General features: G+C 64.9%; 21 protein-coding genes. 11 read left to right on the forward strand and 10 right to left on the reverse strand.

The genetic code is table 11. The annotated features are described in order from the left end of the window. The first annotated feature begins 9 nt into the window (after nucleotides 1–9). Nucleotides 10–891, forward strand: coding sequence for an LOG family protein (locus K0S66_RS02415; protein WP_301073505.1), 882 nt, complete (start codon nucleotides 10–12; stop codon nucleotides 889–891). A 17-nt stretch (nucleotides 892–908) separates the two neighbouring features. Here the strand turns inward: K0S66_RS02415 and K0S66_RS02420 are convergent, their stop codons facing one another. Next, complete coding sequence (locus K0S66_RS02420) at nucleotides 909–1,193, reverse strand: J domain-containing protein (protein ID WP_301073795.1); 285 nt, start codon at nucleotides 1,191–1,193, stop codon at nucleotides 909–911. After that, nucleotides 1,193–1,975, reverse strand: coding sequence for a division plane positioning ATPase MipZ (locus K0S66_RS02425; RefSeq protein WP_301073506.1), 783 nt, complete (start codon nucleotides 1,973–1,975; stop codon nucleotides 1,193–1,195). The genes K0S66_RS02420 and K0S66_RS02425 overlap by 1 nt, the downstream gene beginning before the upstream one ends. A gap of 80 nt (nucleotides 1,976–2,055) precedes the next feature. Here K0S66_RS02425 and panC point away from each other — a divergent pair, with 80 nt between their 5' ends. Together panC and K0S66_RS02435 are read left to right on the forward strand one after the other, a co-directional pair. Beyond that, the gene (panC, locus tag K0S66_RS02430) at nucleotides 2,056–2,898 is read left to right on the forward strand and encodes a pantoate--beta-alanine ligase (RefSeq protein WP_301073507.1); all 843 of its coding nucleotides are present in this window, start codon (nucleotides 2,056–2,058) and stop codon (nucleotides 2,896–2,898) included. 73 nt (nucleotides 2,899–2,971) lie between these two features. Next, nucleotides 2,972–3,268: a hypothetical protein gene (locus tag K0S66_RS02435; protein WP_301073508.1), complete on the forward strand. Its 297-nt coding sequence runs from the start codon at nucleotides 2,972–2,974 to the stop codon at nucleotides 3,266–3,268. Nucleotides 3,269–3,319: 51 nt separating this feature from the next. On the opposite strand, the gene K0S66_RS02440 is transcribed toward K0S66_RS02435, so the two are convergent. Both K0S66_RS02440 and K0S66_RS02445 read right to left on the reverse strand, forming a co-directional pair. After that, nucleotides 3,320–3,604: a hypothetical protein gene (locus K0S66_RS02440; RefSeq protein ID WP_301073509.1), complete on the reverse strand. Its 285-nt coding sequence runs from the start codon at nucleotides 3,602–3,604 to the stop codon at nucleotides 3,320–3,322. Beyond that, the gene (locus K0S66_RS02445) at nucleotides 3,604–4,593 is read right to left on the reverse strand and encodes a glycerophosphodiester phosphodiesterase (RefSeq protein ID WP_301073510.1); all 990 of its coding nucleotides are present in this window, start codon (nucleotides 4,591–4,593) and stop codon (nucleotides 3,604–3,606) included. The genes K0S66_RS02440 and K0S66_RS02445 overlap by 1 nt, the downstream gene beginning before the upstream one ends. A gap of 90 nt (nucleotides 4,594–4,683) precedes the next feature. On the opposite strand from K0S66_RS02445, the gene K0S66_RS02450 reads away from it, so the two are divergent. Genes K0S66_RS02450 through K0S66_RS02470 form a run of 5 tightly spaced genes read left to right on the forward strand, consistent with a single transcriptional unit; the run spans nucleotide 4,684 to nucleotide 9,842 of the window. Continuing rightward, nucleotides 4,684–5,187: a 2Fe-2S iron-sulfur cluster-binding protein gene (locus tag K0S66_RS02450; protein ID WP_301073511.1), complete on the forward strand. Its 504-nt coding sequence runs from the start codon at nucleotides 4,684–4,686 to the stop codon at nucleotides 5,185–5,187. Further along, nucleotides 5,184–6,158, forward strand: a complete 975-nt coding sequence (locus tag K0S66_RS02455; protein WP_301073512.1) for a xanthine dehydrogenase family protein subunit M — start codon at nucleotides 5,184–5,186, stop codon at nucleotides 6,156–6,158. The genes K0S66_RS02450 and K0S66_RS02455 overlap by 4 nt, the downstream gene beginning before the upstream one ends. Beyond that, on the forward strand, nucleotides 6,155–8,359 hold the full coding sequence (locus K0S66_RS02460; RefSeq protein ID WP_301073513.1) for a xanthine dehydrogenase family protein molybdopterin-binding subunit: 2,205 nt from the start codon (nucleotides 6,155–6,157) through the stop codon (nucleotides 8,357–8,359). Before K0S66_RS02455 ends, K0S66_RS02460 begins: the two co-directional genes overlap by 4 nt. A 3-nt stretch (nucleotides 8,360–8,362) precedes the next feature. Then, nucleotides 8,363–9,286, forward strand: a complete 924-nt coding sequence (locus K0S66_RS02465; protein ID WP_301073514.1) for an XdhC family protein — start codon at nucleotides 8,363–8,365, stop codon at nucleotides 9,284–9,286. Further along, nucleotides 9,273–9,842: a nucleotidyltransferase family protein gene (locus K0S66_RS02470; RefSeq protein ID WP_301073515.1), complete on the forward strand. Its 570-nt coding sequence runs from the start codon at nucleotides 9,273–9,275 to the stop codon at nucleotides 9,840–9,842. The genes K0S66_RS02465 and K0S66_RS02470 overlap by 14 nt, the downstream gene beginning before the upstream one ends. Nucleotides 9,843–9,959: 117 nt before the next feature. Here the strand turns inward: K0S66_RS02470 and grxD are convergent, their stop codons facing one another. The 6 genes from grxD to K0S66_RS02500 all read right to left on the reverse strand — a co-directional run bounded on the left by grxD (nucleotide 9,960) and on the right by K0S66_RS02500 (nucleotide 14,911). Further along, entirely contained in the window at nucleotides 9,960–10,286 is a 327-nt protein-coding gene (gene grxD / locus K0S66_RS02475) for a Grx4 family monothiol glutaredoxin (protein WP_301073516.1), read from the reverse strand. A gap of 32 nt (nucleotides 10,287–10,318) precedes the next feature. Continuing rightward, nucleotides 10,319–10,552: a BolA family transcriptional regulator gene (locus K0S66_RS02480; protein ID WP_301073517.1), complete on the reverse strand. Its 234-nt coding sequence runs from the start codon at nucleotides 10,550–10,552 to the stop codon at nucleotides 10,319–10,321. Nucleotide 10,553: 1 nt separating this feature from the next. After that, nucleotides 10,554–10,877, reverse strand: coding sequence for a DUF1476 domain-containing protein (locus tag K0S66_RS02485; RefSeq protein ID WP_301073518.1), 324 nt, complete (start codon nucleotides 10,875–10,877; stop codon nucleotides 10,554–10,556). Between the two features lie 70 nt (nucleotides 10,878–10,947). Then, nucleotides 10,948–13,134 carry a sodium-translocating pyrophosphatase gene (locus tag K0S66_RS02490; protein WP_301073519.1) on the reverse strand — a complete coding sequence of 729 codons (2,187 nt, stop codon included), beginning with the start codon at nucleotides 13,132–13,134 and terminating at the stop codon, nucleotides 10,948–10,950. Between the two features lie 213 nt (nucleotides 13,135–13,347). After that, a complete protein-coding gene (gene thiL / locus K0S66_RS02495) occupies nucleotides 13,348–14,238 on the reverse strand; it encodes a thiamine-phosphate kinase (RefSeq protein WP_301073520.1) in 891 nt (296 codons plus the stop codon). A 37-nt stretch (nucleotides 14,239–14,275) separates the two neighbouring features. Further along, nucleotides 14,276–14,911 (reverse strand): MBL fold metallo-hydrolase, encoded by a 636-nt coding sequence (locus K0S66_RS02500; protein WP_301073796.1) that lies wholly within the window; start codon nucleotides 14,909–14,911, stop codon nucleotides 14,276–14,278. Between the two features lie 156 nt (nucleotides 14,912–15,067). On the opposite strand from K0S66_RS02500, the gene pabB reads away from it, so the two are divergent. The 3 genes from pabB (at nucleotide 15,068) to K0S66_RS02515 (ending at nucleotide 18,435) form a co-directional block, all read left to right on the forward strand. Then, nucleotides 15,068–16,867, forward strand: a complete 1,800-nt coding sequence (pabB, locus tag K0S66_RS02505; protein WP_301073521.1) for an aminodeoxychorismate synthase component I — start codon at nucleotides 15,068–15,070, stop codon at nucleotides 16,865–16,867. Between the two features lie 27 nt (nucleotides 16,868–16,894). Continuing rightward, complete coding sequence (locus K0S66_RS02510) at nucleotides 16,895–18,094, forward strand: pyridoxal phosphate-dependent aminotransferase (RefSeq protein ID WP_301073522.1); 1,200 nt, start codon at nucleotides 16,895–16,897, stop codon at nucleotides 18,092–18,094. Nucleotides 18,095–18,300: 206 nt separating this feature from the next. Further along, complete coding sequence (locus tag K0S66_RS02515; RefSeq protein ID WP_301073523.1) at nucleotides 18,301–18,435, forward strand: hypothetical protein; 135 nt, start codon at nucleotides 18,301–18,303, stop codon at nucleotides 18,433–18,435. The last annotated feature ends 59 nt before the right edge of the window (nucleotides 18,436–18,494 follow it).

An 18,494-nucleotide genomic window follows, 5' to 3' on the forward strand; every position in this document is an offset into this window, starting at 1 on the left:
ACCGACGAAATGACAGAAACACGCGTGCCGAGCCGCACCTTTCCCCGTGCGCGCCAGGATGCCGAGTCGGCAAAGACCGGCATCTCCACTCCGCAGACCGAAAACCCGGCCTACCGCCTCGCCTTCCAGGACATGGATTTCCTCCTGCGTGAGGATCTGCGTCCGGTGCGCTTCCAGCTTGAGCTGCTGAAGCCGGAACTGCTGCTGGAGGAGGCCCATATCGGCTCCACCTTCGTAATGTACGGCTCGGCCCGAATCCCCGAGCCGGAAAAGGCGCAGGCAATGCTGGAGATGGCCGATCCCGAGCATCGCCACATCGCCGAACGGCTGGTCGCCAAGTCCAAATATTACGAGATGGCGCGCGAGCTCGCACGTCTCGCCAGCAATTTCCCGCGTGACGAACAGGGCAAGCGACACTTCGTCGTCTGCTCAGGGGGCGGCCCGTCGATCATGGAGGCCGCGAATCGCGGCGCGGCGGATGTTCATGCCGAATCGATCGGGCTCAACATCGTCCTGCCTCATGAGCAGGCGCCGAACCCGTATGTGACTCCATCACTGTCGATGCAGTTCCATTATTTCGCGCTGCGCAAGATGCACTTCCTGCTCAGGGCGCGCGCGCTCGCCGCCTTCCCGGGCGGCTTTGGCACCTTTGATGAATTGTTCGAGTTGCTGACCCTGATCCAGACCGGCAAGGTTGCGCCGATCCCGGTGCTGCTGTTCGGCCGCGAGTTCTGGGAACGAGTCGTCAACTTCGAAGCGCTGGTCGAAGAGGGTGTGATCTCAGAGCGCGATCTCGGCATCTTCACGTATGTCGAAAGCGCCGCAGAGGGCTGGGCGATCGTCCAGCGCTTCTATCAGGAGCGGGCGGACAAGGATTCCACCACCGCCTGACGCGGCTTGCCGGTCGCTCAGCCGGCACCGCGCAGCAACAGGTCGCGCGCAGCGTTCAGCGCGCGCGCCTGTTCGGGGGAACCACCCCGGTCAGGGTGCGCCGCTGCCATCAGTCGACGGTGCGCTGCGCGAATCGTCGCCTCGTCCGCCAACCGATCGACCCCCAGCAACCGGCGGGCCTCCGCCGCGTCGGTGGGGTCGACCGCAACAACCCTGCGTTGAGCCGGCTTGCCGCCGAAGCCGTTCTTCCACAATCGCCAGCCGGCATAGGCCACCAGCAGCGCAAACAGCAGCTTCAGCATCATGCGACGAGCGGCGCAGCAGGCTCAGGCAGCGACAGGCCCGACATCATCTCGCGCAATTCCTGGCGCGCTGCGACATGGCCCAGCCCCATCCCGCCGAAATCCTTCGTATCCAGCATCGTGAGGCCCGACGGGAACAGCTCGCGATAGATCACGCGCTCGCCAAGCCCGGGAATGATTCGGAAGCCTACACGCTTCGCCAACTGGTCCAGCGCTTCCGAGACGCGCCGCATGTTTCGTGCCTCGATGTGCTGAAGGCGGTTGCGCAGCACCACCCAGTCGATCGTCGATCCATCCGCCTTGGCGCGCGCTTTGCGCGCGTCCCAGATCAGTTCAGAATAGAAGCTGGGCCGCGTCACCTTGAACGTTTCGGGATGCACCTGCCCGATCAGGTCAAAGTCGACGAAACTGTCGTTCATCGGCGTCACCAGCGTGTCCGCCCGCGTCGCTGCTGCGCGCGCATAGGGATCGTCGCGGCCGGGCGTATCGATCACCAAGAAGTCGCTGTCGCGCAGCATGTCCTGATACGCCTCCTCGAAATCCTCATGCGCCGTGCGATAGCGCGGGATCGTCAATTCCGATCCGGTGCGACGAACGGTTTCGGCGCGATTGTCGAGATACCGCCCCATCGTTCGCTGACGATGATCGAGATCAAGGCAGGTAACGCGCGCGCCGCGCACGGAAAGTGCGATCGCAACGTGAACGGCGGTGGTCGACTTTCCAGTCCCGCCTTTCTCATTGGCGAACACGATCACGTGAGTATTGTCGGAACCGGTCGGCAAATCGTCGCATCCTTTGTTGATCGCGTGCACCGATCCCCATAGATGCCCGCCCGTTCCGTTTCGAGTGGAGTTTCATCGGCGTGCAGACTGTCCGTGACCTGACCGAACTGCGCGCCGCGATTGCCGCCTTCCGCGCAGAGGGTGCGCGTATCGCGCTCGTACCCACCATGGGCGCTCTCCACGCGGGGCACGTCGCCCTGATCGATGCGGCCAAGCGGACCGGCACGAAGGTGGTGGCCTCGATCTTCGTCAATCCCACGCAATTCGGCCCGAACGAGGATCTGGCGCGCTATCCGCGGCGCGAAGCGGCCGATTCGCGCATGCTGGTGGAGGCCGGCTGCGACGTGCTGTGGCTGCCCGCAGTTGAAACCATGTACCCTGATGGCTTCGCCTCGGCGGTCAGTGTCGCCGGTGTGAGCGAAACGCTAGATGGGGCGACCCGCCCGGGGCATTTCGACGGTGTTGCGACGGTGGTCACCAAGCTGTTCAACCAGGTCACGCCCGACGCAGCCTTCTTCGGCGAAAAGGATTATCAGCAGCTACAGGTGATTCGCCGGATGGTGGCCGATCTCGATTTCGCGATCGAGGTGGTCGGCGTGCCCACTCAGCGTGACGATGACGGGCTCGCCCTTTCGTCGCGCAACATCTACCTTGACGAAGAAGAGCGCGCCAAGGCGGTGGCTTTGCCACGCGCACTGGGTGTTGCGGCGCGGGCCATCGCACGTGGTATGTCGGCCGAGGAGGCCACGTCGGAGGCGCAGACCAGCCTCGTCGCGGCGGGGTTCAGCGTCGATTATGTAACGCTGGTCGATGCAGAGACGCTGGCGGCTAACCCGGGCGCTGATCGCCCCCGACGGCTCCTCGCCGCAGCGCGGATGGGGCACACCCGGCTGATCGATAACATCGCGGTGACGCTGGACTGAGCCGCGTTAACCATTTTGATACACGAATCACGGCAGTGTCACCGCATGGGGACATGAACGTGGGGCGATTGAAATGGGTAACAGTCTCGAAAGTGCGCGTTTTCTGATCAACAGCCGGCTCAGCGATGCGCTGCGCGGCGATGATGATGCCTGCTACGACCTTGGCGTTGCCTATTCCACCGGGACCAACGGCGCGGAATACGACCTGATCGAAGCGCACAAATGGTTCAATCTCGCCGCAGTCGCCGGCAACGTGGCGGCACAAGCGGCGCGTGCCGAGATCGCGGACGACATGCCCGCGCGCGACATCGCCGTGGCGCAGCGGGCAGCCCGCGCGATCATCGCGCAAAGCCAACGCCGCGCCGCCTGAGTCTCGCCGCGGCGTTCGACTGATCAGACTTTAGCGGAGTTGGCGCTCGCTTTAGCGATCGCGCCCGGCGACGTACCCGTCATAGGGGCCGCACGTTTCCGGATCCTTGCGGCAGCGCTTCTCCCAGGCCCGACGCTCGCGTCCTTCGCGGGCTTCCGCCTTGCGCATCTTGCGGCCGTAATTGCGGTCGGCCTCCTCCTGGCTCGTGGTGGTCCAATCGACCACCTGACCAGCAGCCTTGAAAGGCGCCGTCACGACGCTGGCGGCAGTGCGGACGCAGCCGCCGACGGCCAGCGGGATCATCACGGCCATCGCGATCAGAACAGTCTTACGCATTACTTCACTCCCCGCGCCTGATCGCGCACCTTTACGCCTGTTGCGGGGAAGTCGGTGAAAAATCCGTCGATACCAAGGCGAAGAGCCGCCGAAATCTCGCCTTCAAGATCTCCATGCCCGCGCGGGTTGATGCCTGCGCGAAAACTACTTGGCAGAAAATAATTCTCGGCGCGGTACGTCCAGGGGTGAATACGCAGCGCCGCGGCATGGGCGTTGTCCACCAGCGCCGTCGGCACAACGCCGTCCCACAACATGGCCTTGTTCGGTCCGATGCCCCAGGCGTATTCGGCAATTGCCTTCAAGCCCGCCGGGGTCATCATCGCCGCATAGCTGGGCGCCGCTCCGTCCGCCGGCCCGCCCTGTCCATCGACCAGCTGGATCAGCCGCACCGTAGTCATCCCCTTCAGCCGCTTGAGGTTCGCGACCTCGAACGACTGGATGAAGACCGGTGCTTCGGCGCTGTTCCACCCTGCGCGGCGCAGTGCTTCGACCAATGGCGCATCGGTCCCCTTGCCGATCGATGCGAAATAGGTCGGGTGCTTCGTTTCTGGGTAGATCCCCACCCGATGCTGTTTGGCGAGCGCGATCACCTCGTCGAAGGTTGGGATCGCTTCTGTACCGTCATAAGCCGTATTGCCCGGCCGCATCAGCGGCAGCCGTTCCTTCGCGCGCAGTGTCTTCAGTTCCGCCAGCGTGAAATCCTCGGTGAACCAGCCCGTCTGCTCACGCCCATCGATCGTCTTGGTGGTGCGTCGCTCGGCAAACTCGGGATGGTCCGCTACATCGGTCGTCTCGCTGATCTCATTCTCGTGCCGTGCCACCAGCACGCCATCGCGAGTCGGCACTAGATCGGGTTCGATCACGTCAGCGCCCTGCTCGATCGCCAGTTCATAGGCAGCAATCGTATGCTCCGGGCGCTCTCCGGAAGCACCGCGATGAGCAATTACGATTGGCGAGGACAACGAAGGAACGATGTTCATCGACTCCATCTGCTGCGTAGATCCACAACCCGCCAGCACCATAACAAGAATTATTGGGATATACTTGGATCGTCTGGGCGAGTGGCGCATAGTACGGCCATGCGCTTCACCATCAACGGCAGCAAGCGCGAGGCCGATCCCGATATCCGCGCCTCGCTCCTCGACGTCCTCCGCGAGGAGTTTGCCCTGACGGGCACGAAGAAAGGCTGCGATCATGGCCAGTGCGGCGCCTGCACGGTGCTGGTCAACGGGCGGCGGATCAATGCGTGTCTCACGCTCGCCGTGATGCACCAGGATGATGACATTGTGACGATCGAGGGCCTCGGCAGCGCCGATTCGCTTCATCCGCTACAAAGCGCGTTTGTTCGTCATGACGGGTACCAGTGCGGCTATTGCACGCCGGGCCAGATCTGCTCGGCGGCGGGCATGCTGGATGAAGTCGCAAGGGGCTGGCCCAGCCATGTCAGCGACAATCTGGCCGCGCCCAGCCTGGATGATGCGGAAATCAGCGAGCGGATGAGCGGCAATATCTGCCGCTGCTCCGCCTATCCCAACATCGTGGACGCGATCCGCGAAGTGCATCAGCAGGGGGAGAAGGCATGAAAACCTTCGATTATGCCCGCGCCAACAGCCCCGAAGAAGCGGTACGCGCTGGCGGTCGCTTCATCGCGGGCGGCACCAACCTGATCGATTTGATGAAGCTGCAGGTGGAGACGCCGGAAAAGCTAGTCGACATCAGCCGGCTGGATCTGAACACGGTCGAGGAACAGGATGGCGGCCTGCTGATCGGTGCGCTCGTCCCGAACAGCGATCTTGCTGCTGATCCTCGCGTCATCGCGCTCTATCCGGCGCTCAGCCGAGCGCTGCTCGCCGGCGCCTCCGGTCAGCTGCGCAACAAGGCGACGACCGGCGGCAATCTCCTCCAGCGCACACGCTGCTATTTCTTCTATGACACCCACGCCGCGTGCAACAAACGCGAGCCTGGTAGCGGATGTGACGCGCTTGACGGCTTCAACCGCATCCACGCGATCCTGGGCACCAGCGACAAGTGTATCGCCACCCACCCCGGCGATATGCCGGTGGCGATGCGCGCGCTCGATGCGACTCTGGTTACGCTGAAGCCCGATGGTGATCGTCGGCGGATCCCGCTTGGCGAGTTCTACCGGCTGCCCGGCGACACGCCGCACATCGAGACAGTGCTGGAGCCAGGGGAGCTCATCACCCATGTCGCGCTGCCCGCACCGCCCGCTGGCGCACGACAGCTCTACCGAAAGGTGCGTGACCGCGCATCTTACGCCTTCGCGCTCGTCTCGGTCGCCGGGGTCATAGCCGTGGAGAAGGCCACGATCACTCATGCCGCGCTCGCCTTTGGCGGTCTCGCCCACCAGCCGTGGCGCGACCCTGCGGTAGAGGCCGCTTTGATCGGGCAGCCGCCGGAGCAGGCCGCATTTAATGCCGCGGCCGACGCGCTGCTCAAGGGTGCACGCGGCTTTGGCCACAATGACTTCAAGATCCCACTCGCCCGGCGCATCCTGGTCACTGCGCTGCGCGATCTCACCGGGGAGCCGGCATGAACGATCTCGCTATGGACGCACCGTACCGCCCAGCGGCGCTCGATCGAGCCCAGCAGGGCCTGCTCGGAAAGCCGATCGACCGCTATGAGGCCCGTGAGAAGGTCCGTGGCGCTGCGCCTTACGCCTTTGAACAGGCACCGGAGAACACCGCCTACCTGGCCGTCGTCCAGGCCAGCATCGGGCGCGGCCGCGTGACGGGCATTGACGCGTCAGAGGCGGAAGCCGCCTCTGGTGTCCTTGCCGTGATCCACGGCGATCCACGGATGCCGACCGGCGAAGGCAACTCACGCGCCATGTCCGCGATCGGCAAGGACGAAGTGTTTCACTACGGCCAGGGCATCGCGATCGTCGTCGCGGAGACGCAGGAGGCGGCTCGCGCCGCCGCTCGGCTTGTCCATGTCCGCTACGAGGAAAGGGGCGGTCGGTTCGATGCGACAAACGTGGAGATCCAGCGCGACCACAAGCTGGGCTTCCTGCCCCCGGTAAACCGCGGCGACCTGGACGCAGCACTCGCTGCTGCCGAGGTAGTAATCGACCGTAGCTACTCGACGCCGATCCACTTCCCAGCCGCGCTGGAGCCGCACGCGACGCTCGCTTGGTGGGAGGGCGACAAGCTCATTGTCCGCTCCAGCAATCAGGTGATCGGCGCGGCCAAGTCCACCATCGCCACCGCACTTTGCATCGAGGCGGATCGCGTCCGCGTCCTGGCCCCTTATGTGGGTGGGGGGTTCGGCGGGAAGACCGGAGTCGGCCCCGAGGTGATCTTCGCCGCCATCGCTGCGGAGAAAATCGGCCGCCCCGTGAAGGTCGCGCTCACCCGCCGTCAAACCGCCTATATGGTCCATCACCGCTCTCCCACGACCCAGCGACTTCGCCTTGGTGCCGATCGCGAGGGCCGGATCAGCGCCATCGGTCACGAAAGCGTCGCCTATCAGAATGACGACAGCGGCTTCCTGGAACCGGTGCCGTTCGGCACGCTGCCGCTCTACGCCGGCGAGGCACGCCGCTTCCGCACCGATCTCGCGCGGATCGATCTGCCCGCGACCGGCGCGGTGCGCGCCCCGGGCGAGGCGATCGGCACCTTCGCGGTCGAATGCGCGATGGATGAACTGGCCGAAGAGCTTGGGCTCGACCCGATCGAGCTTCGCCGCCGCAACGAACCGGCTAAGGATCCCACCACTGGCAAGCGCTTTTCTACGCGCCGCCTGCTCGATTGTTACGAGGAAGGCGCACGCCGCTTCGGCTGGGACCAGCGCGACTCCACGCCGGGAGGGCGGCGCGAGGGCGAATGGCTGATCGGCATGGGCATGGCCGCCGCACTGCGCGGCAATTTCACCGTCAATGCCGAGGCGGAGGTCACGTTGGGGGACGACGGGCGCGCCACCGTGCGAACCGACATGACCGATATTGGCACTGGCACCTACACCATCCTCGCACAGACGGTCGGCGACATGCTCGGCCTGCCGATCGAGTCAATCGACGTGGTAATCGGCGACAGCGATCTGCCGCCGAGCGCCGGATCGGGTGGTTCGTTCGGGGCGGGCAGCGCCTGCGCCGCCGCCGCACTGGCGTGTGAGGACATCCTCACCGAACTCGGCCGCCGCATGAACGCCGCGCCCGATGACCTCCGATTGAAAGATGGCGTGGTGACGGCCGGGGCGCGCACCAGCCCGATCGCCGATCTCGTACGTGGCTCGCCGATCAACGCCCGCGGCAAAACCTCACCGGGCAAGGAATCTCAGGCGACCAGCCAGGCGAGCCACGGCGCGCACTTCGCCGAAGTCGCGGTCAACGCCGTCACCGGCGAGGTTCGCGTACGCCGGATGCTTGGCGTGTTCGACATCGGCCGCGTGCTGAATGAAAAGACCGCGAAGAACCAGGTGATCGGCGGCATGGTCTGGGGCCTGGCCTATGCATTGACCGAGGACGGCGTTGTCGATCCCCGCAACGGCCGCTTCGTGAACCCCGACTTTGGTGAATATCACGTCGCGGTGAATGCCGATGTGCCGCAGATCGAGGCCTATTTCATCGAGGAGATCGATGATTCGGCGAATCCCGCTGGCGCCAAGGGCGTGGGGGAGCTTGGCATTGCCGGCGCTGGCGCTGCTATCGTCAACGCGATCCACAATGCGACCGGCGCGCGCATTTACGATATGCCCGTGACGCTCGACAAACTTCTCCCTCATCTCCCCCCGGTGTGATCCATGGCCGATAACGACAGTGTCCTTTCCGCGGCCCGGACGTGGAAGGGCGCGCGCATGGCGCTCGCCACGGTGGTCTCCACCTGGGGTTCGGCGCCTCGCCCCCGCGGCAGCCATATGCTGGTGCATGAGGACGGCCGCTTTGAAGGCTCGGTATCGGGCGGATGTGTCGAGGGCGAGATCCTGGATACCGCGGCACAGGTGATCGCGGGTGCGCCTTTCGCGGTGAAAAAATATGGCGTCGCCGATGCCAGCGCCTGGGAGGCCGGCCTCCCCTGCGGCGGCGAGATCAGCGTGATGGTGCAACCGGTCTCGGCAGAAGGGTTCGACCCCGAACTGTTCGATCGCATCCTCGAGGCGCGCAGCGAGGGTCAGGCGCTGACCGTGACAACCGACCTTTCCACTGGTCACAGCGATCTCCGGCCGCTGGAGACGGGAGAGATCTTCGTAAACCGCTACGATCCGCCACGCCGCCTGATCGTGGTAGGCGCGGTGCAGATTGCCCAGTCGCTGGTCGGCCTCGCCCGCACGCTCGGCATCGAAACGGTGGTGGTCGATCCGCGCGGCCGCTTCCTCACCGAAGATCGCTTCCCTGGCACGACCCTGGACGACCGCTGGCCCGACGAGGCTGTCGAGGCCTACAAGCCGGGTCCGGCGACTGCCGTGGTGACGCTCAGCCACGACACCAAGATCGATGACCCTGCCCTTCTCGCGGCGCTGGCCGCCAACACCGGCTATGTCGGCGCGCTTGGCAGCCGAAAAAGCCATGCGGCTCGGCTGGAGCGGCTAAGGCAGGCCGGCGTCGCGGCCGAGGATCTCGCCCGGATCGACGGCCCGGTTGGCCTTGATATCGGCGCGATCGGCCCGGCCGAAATCGCCCTCTCCATCGCCGGGGCGATGGTGAAGGCGTTTCATGATCGCGGCTGAGGACACCGCCCTACTGCTTCTGGCGGCCGGTCGATCAAGCCGCTTCTTGGGCCAAAACAGCAAGCTGGATGCCATGCTCGACGGCCGGCCGCTCGGGTTGCACGTGGTGGAAACGCTGGCGCCGATCCCGTTTCGGGCACGGCTGGCGATCGTGAAGCGGAGCAGTATCGATTATACCGAACACGGGTACGTCGCCGTCGAGAATGAAGATCCGGTCGGCGACATGGCATCCTCGCTTCGACTGGGGGTACGCCAGGCGGCAGCTGCCCAACCGCTCGCGCTGATGATCGTGCTCGCTGACATGCCCCGCGTCTCCGCGGACCACATCCAACGCCTCCTAGCAGTGGCAAGCGGAAGCCACGCGATCGTCGCATCGACGGACGGCCAGACACCGCGGCCGCCGGCAATCTTTGGCCGGGCGATCTTTCCGAAGCTCGAAGCGCTGACGGGAGACGCGGGCGCCCGCGAGGTGATCATGCGCGGGCACCACGTACGGGCGACAGCCGATGAACTGATCGATGTCGACACACGCGAACAATTACAGTCGCTGCACTGATCACCTGCTGCGCCCGCCGAGAGATCGTGATTTAGATTCGCTGCTAAATAGTCAGGGCGTCAGCCGAGCGGGCACATCGGTTCAGCTATTCCCCGTGCCCGCCCGTAGGAGCCGTACTCAGGCGGTCTTAGCACCGTCCTTGATCAGCTCGGCAAGCTCACCGCTTTCATACATTTCCATCATGATGTCGGAGCCGCCGACAAACTCGCCATTGACGTACAGCTGCGGAATGGTCGGCCAGTCCGAATAGGCTTTGATGCCCTGCCGGATCCCCTGATCCTGCAGCACGTCTACGCTTTCAAAGTCAGCATTCAAATGCTGGAGGATGGCCACCGCCCGGCTGGAAAAGCCGCACTGCGGGAACAGCGGCGTGCCCTTCATGAACAGCACCACGGGGTTGTTCTTCACCACCGCGTCGATGCGGGCGTTGCTATCGTCAGTCATTCTTGGTCCTTCGCGTGGAAGCGGGCTGATGGTTATTTCGGCACGCCCGTCGTCAACTGCAAGGCATGGAGCACCCCGCCCATGCGCCCACCCAATGCGGCATATACCGCCTGGTGCTGCTTCACGCGCGACAGACCGGCGAACGACACGGCGGTCACGCGCGCGGCATAATGGTCCCCGTCACCGGCCAGATCCGTGATCTCGACCTCGGCATCGGGAATGCCTTCTTGGATCAGCGCCGCGATTTCGTCCGCCGCCATCGGCATCTTACTTTGCTTCCATCAACTGGCGGCGCGCCTCGACCGTCTGCTTGTCGAGCGCTTCGCGCACGTCGGCCTCGCCGATGTCGACGCCAGCAGCGGTCAGATCGCCGACCAGCTTGCGGATTACGTCGCCGTCGCCCGCTTCTTCCAGATCGGCGTGAACCACCGTCTTGGCATAAGCGTCCGCTTCCTCGGGGGTCAGCTTCATCAACCCGGCCGCCCACTGGCCGAGCAGGCGGTTGCGCCGGGCGATGATGCGGAACGCGAGGTCCTCATCGCGCGCGAACTTGGTTTCAAAGGCGCGCTCGCGATCGTCGAAGGTAGTCATGGCTGCTGCGTTGCTCCTGTTTCAACCCGGGATAGGCAGCGCAGCGGCCCGACGCAATATTGCGGGTGTGTCAGCCTCCTCCGCCGCCGGCCAGCGCAGCCAGCAACAACAGCGCGACAATGTTGGTAATCTTGATCATCGGATTGACCGCCGGGCCTGCGGTATCCTTGTACGGGTCCCCGACGGTATCGCCTGTCACGGCCGCCTTGTGCGCCTCGGATCCCTTGCCACCGTAGTTCCCGTCTTCGATATATTTCTTGGCATTGTCCCACGCGCCGCCGCCGCTGGTCATCGATAGCGCGACGAACAGGCCCGACACGATGACGCCCAGCAGCATCGCGCCAAGCGCAGCGAACCCGGAGGCCTGGCCATCGACTGCCGTGACCACGAAATACAGCAGGATCGGCGAGAGGACCGGGAGCAGTGACGGTATGATCATCTCACGGATCGCCGCGCGGGTGACGAGATCGACCGTCCGACCATAGTTGGGCCGGCTCGTCCCTTCCATGATCCCGGGATTGTTGCGGAACTGTTCGCGCACCTCCTCGACCACCGCGCCAGCCGCGCGACCCACCGCGGTCATGCCGAACGCGCCGAACAGATAAGGCAGCAACGCGCCTAGCAGCAGGCCAACGATGACATAGGGGTTGGACAAACTGAAATCGACGGCAATGTCAGGAAAGTAGGTTTGAAGATCAGTGGTATAGGCGCCGAACAACACCAGTGCAGCGAGGCCGGCCGAGGCGATGGCATAGCCCTTGGTCACTGCCTTGGTCGTATTGCCAACCGCATCGAGCGCGTCGGTCCGGTGCCGAACCTCGTCTTCGAGGCCCGCCATTTCGGCGATGCCGCCGGCGTTGTCGGTCACCGGGCCATAGGCATCGAGCGCGACAACCATCCCGGCTAGCGCCAGCATCGACGTTGCGGCGAAGGCGATGCCGATCACGCCGGCCAGTTTGTACGTCGCGACCACCGCGACGACGATCACCAGCGTGGGCAGCGCCGTCGCCTCCAGGCTGATCGCCAACCCCTGGATCACGTTGGTGCCATGGCCAGTCTGGCTGGCATGGGCGATCGACTTCACCGGGCGGTAATTGGTCCCCGTATAATATTCAGTGATCCACACGATGAGGCCGGTGACCGCCAGCCCGATCAGCATGCACCAGAACAGATCCATACCGGTGAACGCATCCGCCCCCGGAGCGCCCGTTACCTCAGTGACTGTAAGATCACCCGCCCCGCTGAGGATCGTGTCGCTGGTCGCCTCAAGGAAGCCAGACGCGCCGATCGGCGCGTTCAGGTCGCCCAGCGTCATCTGCGTCGCGATGTAGATCGCCGGAATGGCGAGCAGCGCGGAGGTCCAAAACCCCTTGTACAGCGCGCCCATGATCGATCCCTTCGATCCCAGCCGCACCATATAGGTGCCGATGATCGAGGTGATGATGCACACGCCGCCGACGATCAGCGGCAGGCTCATCAGGTTCATCAGTTCGGCGGGCGCTGCCTGAATCAACAGCGCGATCGAGATCATCGTCACGCCCAGCGTGACCACATAGGTTTCGAACAGATCGGCGGCCATGCCGGCACAATCGCCGACATTGTCGCCCACGTTGTCGGCGATGACGGCGGGGTTGCGGGGATCATCCTCCGGGATACCCGCCTCCACCTTGCCGACCAGATCGGCGCCCACGTCAGCGGCCTTGGTGAAGATGCCGCCGCCGAGCCGCGCGAAAATGGAGATGAGCGATGCGCCGAACGCCAGGGCAGTCAGCGCCTCGATGATCACGCGCGCATTGGGCGCGTAGCCGGCAGGCCCGGTCAAATACCAGAAGAAGCCCGCGATCGCGAGCAACCCCAGGCCAGCGACCAGCATTCCCGTGACCGCGCCCGAGCGGAACGCCATCGTCAGGCCGCCCTGCAGGCTGCCGCGTGCGGCCTCCGCGGTGCGGACATTGGCCCGAACCGAGATGTTCATGCCGACATAGCCTGCGACGCCGGACAGAACCGCGCCGATCACAAATCCAACGGTGGATAAGGTGCCGAGCGTGGCGAAGATGATGATGGCGACGACCACACCAACGATCGCAATGGTGGTGTACTGCCGGCCCAGATAGGCCTTGGCCCCTTCCTGGATGGCGGCGGCGATATCCTGCATCCGGTCATTGCCCGGAGAAGCACGTAGGACTTGTTGGCTGGTTACGATGCCATAGACCACGGCCAACAGGCCGCAGAGGATGGCGATATAGACCGTAGTCATCGCGTTCCTTCCCCTAACGTGGCCGATCGGCCCCGCGCCTGGGCGGTAACCGCCGGTCTCCCATGATTATCGTTCTTGTATGACGGAGCGTAACCACGCCGCAGGAAAGTGCAAGGCGCCAATAACAACAGCTATTTGAGCCGCCAAAGGCTTAAATGATGCCCTGCATCATTGATGATGAACGCGCTTTGACTGGTGTTCGACTTTGGCGCGTCAGGCGCGATGTTCGAACCCGAGCCGCGATGGCAAGGCGACGGGCGCCCCGGCATGGGTCAGGGAAAGTCCCTTGCCCGCTTCGAACGCGCCGATGCAGGTTGCGATGCTCGTGGGCGCGACATCCGACGGAAGCGCGCACAGCAGTTGATAATCATCGCCCGCCGTCGCTGCGGCTAAAACGTCGTCGCCCGCATAGCTGCGATAGGCCGGTGACAAGGGTATCCTGTCGAGCGCGATGGTCAGAGCCAGCCCGCTTGCCGCCGCCATCCGCCAACCGTCGATCAGTAGCCCGTCCGAAACGTCCATCATTGCGTGAGCCAGCGGCGCGAGCGTTCGCCCCTCCGCAAGCCGCGGGCGGGGTCGGCGGTAAGCGGCAAGAAGCGCCTCGGGCCCGGCCCCGTCCCGAGCCACCTTCAATCCGGCGCCGGCGTCGCCGATGGTGCCGGTCACCCATAATCGGTCCCCCGCCTTCGCGCCGGACCGCCGCGGCGGCGCATCGGCGCGCCCGATCGCCGTCAGCGTCAACACCCGCGGCGCACCCTCCGGAAGCGCGACCGTGTCACCGCCGAGCAGCGGGCAATCAAGCGCCGAGAGGCACGCATTCAGACCTGCCAGAAACGCCCGGTCCCATGACGTGTCAGACAGGGGATAGTTGAGCAGCACACCCACTGGCGCGGCGCCCTTGGCGGCGAGATCGGACAGGTTCACCGCAACCAGCTTCCACGCCACGTCGCCCGGCGGGTCGTCCGGCAGGAAATGCACGCCCGCCACCATCGTGTCGGTGGTGATGACCAGATCGCCCAGCCGCGCGACATCGTCGCTCAGCCCATGCGCGCCCTCATGCAACGGCAGGCGGCGCAGCGCGGTGATGAACTCGGCCTCGGTCATGCGCCCTTATCCAACAATGGCGAGGTCGCGCGTCGGCTCACGCCTCCATCGCGTCGTCGCTGACGAACATATTCCACTGCCGCTCATGCGCGAAGGTGGACGGCTTGCCGTGGCCCGGGATGAATGCCGTCTCGCTGCCCAGCGGCCACAGCTTGGTCACGATCGAGTTGATCAGCGTCTTGTGATTGCCCTGCGGCAGGTCCGTGCGGCCGACCGAACCCTGGAACAGCACGTCGCCAACCTGAGCAAACTTAGAAGGCGCGTGGTGGAAAATGACGTGCCCAGCGGTATGCCCCGGCGTGTGATAAACATCGAGCGTCAGTTCGCCGACGGAGACGGTATCGCCATCCTCCAGCCAGCGATCCGGCTCGAACGGGACCCCGCGAATGCCCCAGTTGCGGCCGTCATCACCCAGCCGCGCCAGCCAAAACCGATCCTCCTCCTGCGGCCCCTCGATCGGGACCCCGAGCTCCACCGCCAGCGGCTTGGCCTCCCCGGCGTGGTCGATATGCCCGTGCGTCAACAGGATCTTCTCGACCGTCACCCCGGCCTGCGCCACCGCAGCCTTGATCTTCGGCAGGTCGCCGCCCGGATCGATCACTGCCGCCTTCTTCGTCTTGGTGCACCAGATGATCGTGCAATTCTGCTCGATCGGCGTCACCGGGACGATCATCGCACGCAGCGCTGGTTCGGTCGTTGTTTCGGTCACGTGCGGTTCCTCGGGGACTGGCGCCTGGTGGGCGGCACCCACTGCTAACCCGCGGATCGCATCAACCGCAAGGCAGGAGCGTCAGCTGCCGCGGGGTTGCCGCCACGGGCGGGGACGGGCATGGCGCGTGCCATGTCCCTCGCCGCACCCTTCGTGCTGCTCGACGATGCCCGTTCCGGAGGCGCCGCTGCACGCCTTTATCGCGACCCGGTCGCGATCATCGAAGCGCAAACGGTGGATCAGGTCGCGCCCGCGTTGGGCCGCGTGCGCGCCGGCATCTCGGCCGGGCATCACGCCGCGGGCTTCCTTACCTATGAGGCGGCCCCCGCGTTCGAACCTCGGGCCGTCGGCCGGCGAACTGATACGCACATCGCCCCCCCGACGCCGCTTCTCTGGTTCGGATTATTCGCGACGGCAGAGGAAGTAAGCGATCCCGCAGCCTACCTGCCCGATGGCGCCGGCGCCTGGATCGGCGCGCCGGAGCCGACGATCTCGCGCGAGGCCTACGACGTTGCGCTGCGGCAGGTGCTGGATCTGATCGCGGCGGGCGACGTATATCAAGCGAACTTGACCTTCCGGGCGCGCGTTCCCTTCGCCGGCGATCCGCTGGCGCTATATGCCGCGGTCCGGAGTCGCGCCGCCGCCGGTTGGGGCGCGATCGTTGCGACAGGTGACCATCTTCAGCTGTCCTTTTCGCCGGAACTGTTCTTCCACCTCCAGAGTGACGCGCTGACCTGCCGGCCGATGAAGGGGACGGCGCGCCGTGCCGCCGATCCATCGCGCGACGATCAAGTGGCGGACGCGCTGGCGGAGGATGAGAAGCAGCGCGCCGAAAACCTGATGATCGTGGACCTGATGCGCAACGATCTGTCGCGCGTCGCTGCGGCCGGCAGCGTCAGGGTGCCGGCGCTGTTCGCGGTGGAGCGGTATCCGACGGTTCATCAGATGACCTCCACCGTCACCGCGCGCCTTGCGCCCGACCGGGATGCGATTGACGTGCTTGCCGCGCTATTCCCCTGCGGATCGATCACCGGCGCGCCGAAGGTTCGCGCCATGCAGGTGCTCAGCGACATCGAGCAATCGCCGCGCGGTGCCTACACGGGATCGATCGGGGCGATCAGCCCGAATGGCGATGCGCAGTTCAACGTCGCCATCCGAACGCTCGTGATCGCAAATGGCGACGATCATGCCACGCTGGGGCTTGGCGGCGGTATCGTCGCCGACAGCAACGCCGATAGCGAGTGGGACGAAGCGCTGGCGAAAGGCGCCTTCCTGACGCATGGCCAGCGGACACCCGACCTGATCGAAACGATGCGCTTCGATCCCGATGCCGGCATTCTGCTGATCGAACGGCATCTCGCCCGAATGAAGGCGAGCGCCGCACGGCTCGGCTTCGTCTTCGATCGCCATGACGCGCGCAACGAATTGCAGGCCGCCACCTTCCGCCTGCGTGCGCCGGCGCGGATCCGGCTCCTCCTCAGCCAGAGCGGCAGGATCACGATCGAGGTCGCCCCGATGCCACCGGCCCGCCCCGCACCGCTCGAGGTAACACTCGTACCTCTGCCGGTCAGCCGGTCCGACTACCGGCTGCGACACAAGACCAGCAATCGGCGCTTCTACGACGAAGCCCGGCGTGTCGGCGGCACGGCGGAGGTGGTGTTCGTCGACCCGGACGGGTTCCTTACCGAAGGCAGCTTCACCAACGTCTTCGTTGAGCGCAACGGACGGCTGCTGACCCCGCCGCTGGCGCGTGGCTTGTTGCCCGGCGTCCTCCGCGCCGAACTGCTCGAAACCGGGCGCGCGACCGAGCAGAATTTGACCCCGGCCGACCTCGCCGCTGGGTTTTACGTCGGAAATGCGTTGCGCGGGCTCATTCCCGCGCTCGTGGCGGTTGCGGAGGCGGGAGGCCGGTCGCTATAGCCCGCCGCGCCTACAGGAGCCGCAACCATGAAGACGTCCGCCGCGCTCGATCGCATCAGCCCATCGCCGACGCTGGCGATCACCACCAAGGTGCAGGAGCTGAAGCGCGCCGGCGTCGATGTCATCGGCCTCGGAGCCGGCGAACCTGACTTCGACACGCCCGATTTCGTCAAGGAGGCGGCGATCGAGGCGATCCGTCGTGGCCAGACCAAATACACCAACGTCGATGGCACGCCCGAGCTGAAGGACGCGATCGTCGCCAAGTTCAAGCGCGACAACCGCCTCGATTATACGCCCGCGCAGATCAGCGTGAATGTCGGCGGCAAGCACACCCTGTTCAACGCGCTGGTCGCAACCGTTGAGGCCGGTGACGAAGTGATCGTCCCAGCACCTTATTGGGTGAGCTACCCCGATGTCGTACAGTTCACTGGCGGTACGCCTGTCGTGGTCGCTGCAGGGCCTGAGCATGGCTACAAGCTGACGCCCGCCATGCTTGAGGCGGCGATTACGCCGCGTACCAAGTGGCTGATCCTGAATTCGCCCTCGAACCCGACCGGTGCGGCTTATACCGTCGCCGAACTGAAGGCGCTGGGCGAGGTGCTGGAGCGCCATCCGCATGTCTGGATCTTCGCCGACGATATGTACGAGCATATCGTTTACGACGACTTCCGATTCGCGACGATCGCGGAGGTCTGCCCGTCGCTCTACGAACGCACGCTGACGGTGAACGGCTGTTCGAAGGCGTATGCGATGACTGGTTGGCGGATCGGCTTCGCCGGCGGCGCGCAATGGCTGATCAAGGCGATGGCCAAGCTCCAGTCGCAATCGACCAGCAACCCCTGTTCGATCGCGCAGGCCGCAGCAACCGCCGCACTGAATGGCGATCAGTCGTTCCTTGCTGAGCGAAATGCCGCATTCAAGGCGCGTCGCGATCTCGTTGTCGGCATGCTGAACGACACTCCCGGCATCACCTGCCCAACGCCCGAGGGCGCCTTTTACGTCTATCCCGAAGTTTCGGGTCTGATCGGAAAGACGACCCCCAAGGGACAGAAGATCGAGACCGACAGCGACTTTGTCGGCTACCTACTCGAAGAAGCTCGTGTAGCTGCCGTGCAGGGCGTGGCCTTCGGCCTCTCGCCCGCAATGCGGATCAGCTACGCCACCAGCGAGGACATCCTGCGCGAGGCCTGCAGCCGCATCCAGCGCGCCTGCGCCGCGCTGCGCTGACCTGAGCCGCTCAATCGGGCGCAGTCACCGCACGAATGAACCTGAAAACGGTTCCACAATGGAAACGATTACTTTCCATTGTGGACGTACAAGGGCATCGGGCGCCCCCCTATATGCCGAACGGTCGATGAACGCGGGTCCAACCTCGCGTTCAGGCCGGGCGGCGTAACCACCGCATTCACGTAAACGAGATACAGAGCACGCTTATGACCCGCCTCCTCAAGTCCAGCTTCCTTTGGCAGTTCGCCGGTGGGTTCGTGCTCGGCGCGGTCGGCCTGTTCACGCTTACCCCGACCACGGATCCGGTGACGGGCGCCCCCTCGGTTGAACAGGTTCGCTGATCACGGCGACGGCCTGCGGGCCGTCACACAGTTGAGACGAACCTGAGACGAAAGCGTCA

Origin of the sequence: Sphingomonas sp. (assembly GCF_029239295.1) — a bacterium.
Classification (GTDB): Bacteria; Pseudomonadota; Alphaproteobacteria; order Sphingomonadales; family Sphingomonadaceae; genus Sphingomonas.

What these genes read in the sequence shown, in the direction of transcription:
- K0S66_RS02465 (WP_301073514.1), top strand. Translation starts at nt 8,363, where the DNA reads ATGGCCGATAACGACAGTGTCCTTTCCGCGGCCCGGACGTGGAAGGGC.
- thiL (WP_301073520.1), bottom strand. Translation starts at nt 14,238, where the DNA reads ATGACCGAGGCCGAGTTCATCACCGCGCTGCGCCGCCTGCCGTTGCAT.
- K0S66_RS02485 (WP_301073518.1), bottom strand. Translation starts at nt 10,877, where the DNA reads ATGACTACCTTCGACGATCGCGAGCGCGCCTTTGAAACCAAGTTCGCG.
- K0S66_RS02480 (WP_301073517.1), bottom strand. Translation starts at nt 10,552, where the DNA reads ATGCCGATGGCGGCGGACGAAATCGCGGCGCTGATCCAAGAAGGCATT.
- K0S66_RS02435 (WP_301073508.1), top strand. Translation starts at nt 2,972, where the DNA reads ATGGGTAACAGTCTCGAAAGTGCGCGTTTTCTGATCAACAGCCGGCTC.
- K0S66_RS02470 (WP_301073515.1), top strand. Translation starts at nt 9,273, where the DNA reads ATGATCGCGGCTGAGGACACCGCCCTACTGCTTCTGGCGGCCGGTCGA.
- K0S66_RS02445 (WP_301073510.1), bottom strand. Translation starts at nt 4,593, where the DNA reads ATGGAGTCGATGAACATCGTTCCTTCGTTGTCCTCGCCAATCGTAATT.
- K0S66_RS02450 (WP_301073511.1), top strand. Translation starts at nt 4,684, where the DNA reads ATGCGCTTCACCATCAACGGCAGCAAGCGCGAGGCCGATCCCGATATC.
- K0S66_RS02510 (WP_301073522.1), top strand. Translation starts at nt 16,895, where the DNA reads ATGAAGACGTCCGCCGCGCTCGATCGCATCAGCCCATCGCCGACGCTG.
- K0S66_RS02515 (WP_301073523.1), top strand. Translation starts at nt 18,301, where the DNA reads ATGACCCGCCTCCTCAAGTCCAGCTTCCTTTGGCAGTTCGCCGGTGGG.
- K0S66_RS02490 (WP_301073519.1), bottom strand. Translation starts at nt 13,134, where the DNA reads ATGACTACGGTCTATATCGCCATCCTCTGCGGCCTGTTGGCCGTGGTC.
- K0S66_RS02420 (WP_301073795.1), bottom strand. Translation starts at nt 1,193, where the DNA reads ATGCTGAAGCTGCTGTTTGCGCTGCTGGTGGCCTATGCCGGCTGGCGA.
- K0S66_RS02415 (WP_301073505.1), top strand. Translation starts at nt 10, where the DNA reads ATGACAGAAACACGCGTGCCGAGCCGCACCTTTCCCCGTGCGCGCCAG.
- grxD (WP_301073516.1), bottom strand. Translation starts at nt 10,286, where the DNA reads ATGACTGACGATAGCAACGCCCGCATCGACGCGGTGGTGAAGAACAAC.
- K0S66_RS02460 (WP_301073513.1), top strand. Translation starts at nt 6,155, where the DNA reads ATGAACGATCTCGCTATGGACGCACCGTACCGCCCAGCGGCGCTCGAT.
- K0S66_RS02440 (WP_301073509.1), bottom strand. Translation starts at nt 3,604, where the DNA reads ATGCGTAAGACTGTTCTGATCGCGATGGCCGTGATGATCCCGCTGGCC.
- pabB (WP_301073521.1), top strand. Translation starts at nt 15,068, where the DNA reads ATGGCGCGTGCCATGTCCCTCGCCGCACCCTTCGTGCTGCTCGACGAT.
- K0S66_RS02500 (WP_301073796.1), bottom strand. Translation starts at nt 14,911, where the DNA reads ATGATCGTCCCGGTGACGCCGATCGAGCAGAATTGCACGATCATCTGG.
- K0S66_RS02455 (WP_301073512.1), top strand. Translation starts at nt 5,184, where the DNA reads ATGAAAACCTTCGATTATGCCCGCGCCAACAGCCCCGAAGAAGCGGTA.